Source organism: Cedecea sp. (assembly GCF_036500665.1).
Classification (GTDB): Bacteria; Pseudomonadota; Gammaproteobacteria; order Enterobacterales; family Enterobacteriaceae; genus Cedecea.
The window spans coordinates 1-2,646 of sequence record NZ_DASYBS010000173.1; the positions used below are offsets into that span (position 1 = coordinate 1).

The 2,646-nt window shown below is 56.1% G+C and carries 3 protein-coding genes and 1 pseudogene; all 4 read right to left on the bottom strand.

What is annotated here, in order from left to right:
* Positions 1 to 212, bottom strand: a pseudogene (locus VGM55_RS26325) (tail fiber assembly protein); the annotation flags it as partial.
* Positions 212 to 1,522, bottom strand: coding sequence for a phage tail protein (locus tag VGM55_RS26330; RefSeq protein ID WP_331637212.1), 1,311 nt, complete (start codon positions 1,520 to 1,522; stop codon positions 212 to 214). The gene VGM55_RS26330 and the pseudogene VGM55_RS26325, both read right to left, overlap by 1 nt.
* Before the next feature lies 1 nt (position 1,523).
* On the bottom strand, positions 1,524 to 2,078 hold the full coding sequence (locus tag VGM55_RS26335) for a phage tail protein I (RefSeq protein ID WP_331637213.1): 555 nt from the start codon (positions 2,076 to 2,078) through the stop codon (positions 1,524 to 1,526).
* Positions 2,071 to 2,646 (bottom strand): baseplate assembly protein (locus VGM55_RS26340; RefSeq protein ID WP_331637214.1); only part of this gene is annotated, 576 nt, incomplete at its 5' end. The genes VGM55_RS26335 and VGM55_RS26340, both read right to left, overlap by 8 nt.

The following is a 2,646-nucleotide window of genomic DNA, read 5'->3' on the forward strand; positions in this document are numbered from 1 at the left end:
TCCGGCACCGGCTTATCGATGACGGAGCGAATCACATTCTCGCTGTCGTACATGATTTTTATCGTGTTATCCGCAAACAAAGACTGGCATTCATACCAGTCCTGCCCGTCTTCTGATTCGAAAAAACGTATACCGGCAGTGGCATCACCGTACTTTTCAGTGTCGTGTTTAGTGGGCTGTTTTACCCTGAAATTTTTAATATTCTGCATCATTACCCCTGCGCATTAACCCACCCGCCACGCGTCCAGAACTGAACGGGTTTGTAGCGAACATAAGACTGGTCTTCATTAAAATCCCCACCTGTCAGCACGTAACCCGCAGGCGCGTCACCGCCCGCGGCAGGCCACCAGGTGGAAATCACCGCGCCCAGCTGCACACTGGAAACAAAGTTCTGCGACGTCCAGCTCTGTACTTCGCCAATGCGCTGATTCACCCAGTCCCATGTGGCGCGGGTGTTAATATTGTTGTCCCGTGCGGCAAGCTGACCATTTGCCCAGTCCCATGTGGCACGGGTATTGATGTTGTTATCCCGCGCGGTAAATTGATTAGCGAGCCATGTGCTCAGCCAGCCACCCCAGATTTCGCCATTGATATTACCGCCCGGTTCGAAAATCGCCCCGCCGGCATACACGCTGGCGCCTGCGCGAATGGAGCCGTTCGCGGTAAATGAATTATCGTTGGGGTTAAACATCCAGATATGGTCGCGCCCCTGGTCATCGAGAATATGAATACAGCCGGAAGGAAAATCATTTTTTCCGGAGACCAGCACCCCGTAGCTGATGGCAGCCTGATACCCGGTCCCCGACGTCTGCACGGTCGCTTTGGTCATGGGCAGATACACGTTCCCGCCGGCGCTGTAACCGGCGGAATAAAACAGGGCTCGCCGGTCAGCCAGCTGGCCCTGAAAGGCACCACCGCCGGGCCACGCTCCCTCTTTTGTTGCATAGTGATCCGCATTATCGAGCCAGGCCACATCACCGCCCGTGACCGGCACAAATTCCCTGGCGTCATGCGTCGCAATATCCCCCAGGCCGATGTTCCTGCGTGCGGCAACGTTGTCTTTCACATCCCCCAGATTTGCATCCTGACGAAGAAACAGGCCATCTCCCGTAGCCACCTTTAGCTCAATATCTGCGGTTTCAGACACGGCAAGGCGGTACTGCAGGTTCACATTTATGCCGCTTTCAGGCTTCTCTATAGCAGCAAGGTTTGCGACGGAGTAAAGCTCGCCTTTATCCGTCAGCAGCCCGGCCTCACGCGCGGTGAATCCGCCTGTGGTCGCAGGGATCACCAGATGGGCTATAAACTGATTCGACTGTTCAGGAGAAACTGAGAGGTCTGAGATGGTTCCCCGGTAGACTTCATTCACCAGCGTGGTGCCTTGCGGGTCCGGGGTTACCACCTGCCCGTTGCCATCCCCAATCACAAAATCCTGAATAATGACGGCAATGCCACTCGCTATAGCTTCAGCCTCAAGTTCTTTGCCCCTGTTCGTCAGGATGGAATAATATTTTTCTGCCACACTACTCTCCACTTTTTATCACGACATCGATGTAAGCGGTCACCGCGCCACCTGTGTAATACGTTCCGGCCGCCCCCAGGTCAGCGACCACGTCGATGCTGCTGAGATAACTCCGCAGATTTTTAGCCTTATTAACCTGCTGACGAATGCGCCCGTAAAGCGCTGCATCGATTTCCTGCTGGCTGTAAACTTCAATTCGAAATGTGTAGGGATCTTTTCGCGGCATCTCTTCCCACCACTCAACGACCGTGGTCGGCAGCCCGACAGCGCCCAGCGAACGGCGGACGGCACCTGCTGTTCCCCGGTGCTGATGAACGTAAGCCGCATCCTGTATCACCCGCCGCTTTTGCGCCTCACTCCAGCTGTCGTCCCAGAAATCCACCGCAAACTCCCAGGCAAGCCACGGAAGAAGATGAACCGGGCAGGTATCGGGATTTTTCACCGCACTCACCATGCCCGTATCCAGCGACAGGATTTGTTCAGTTCCTGCCCGTTCCAGCGCACGCTCCCGGGGGTTATCACCAGGAGGAAGGAGAGAGCGAAATTTATCAGCCATTCGCCGCTCCCTTGCGGGTGATGTTTATCGCCGTACACAGCGGGGCTTTTCCCGCCTCAGCCTCAAGATCCGCTCCCGGACTGCTCAGTCGTACTCTGACTACTCCGGCCTGTCGGAGCGCCGCATAAAACGCATCCAGTGACACCAGCATCCTGATGCGATGCGAGAGGACTGTGTACGCCGTAACGACGTCTGTCGCATTCTGCAGCACGGTCTGCGCGTCAGGGCCATCCGGGATTTCCAGCTCGGCAGTCACGGTGTAAGGAATATTCACGGCACTTTTTACACTGACATAATCCGTTAAGGGACGCACTTCATCGGCGCTCAGCGTGCGGGCCACCTTCTCCAGCAGGGCTTGTGGTGCGATGCCATCTCCCGTACGGGAAAGCACGTACACATCCACCTCGCCCGGCCGACTGTGGGTTTCAGGCCCGTAGGCATCCGCATCCAGTACATCTGTGTCCGCCGATTTAGCGTGAAACCGGTAGGCGTTTCGCGCCCCTGCGGTGTTCAGCCGGGCCCACGAAAGTTGAATGCGTTCCCGAAAAGCATCGTCATTTTCCGGCAC

What these genes read in the sequence shown, in the direction of transcription:
- VGM55_RS26335 (WP_331637213.1), bottom strand. Translation starts at nt 2,078, where the DNA reads ATGGCTGATAAATTTCGCTCTCTCCTTCCTCCTGGTGATAACCCCCGG.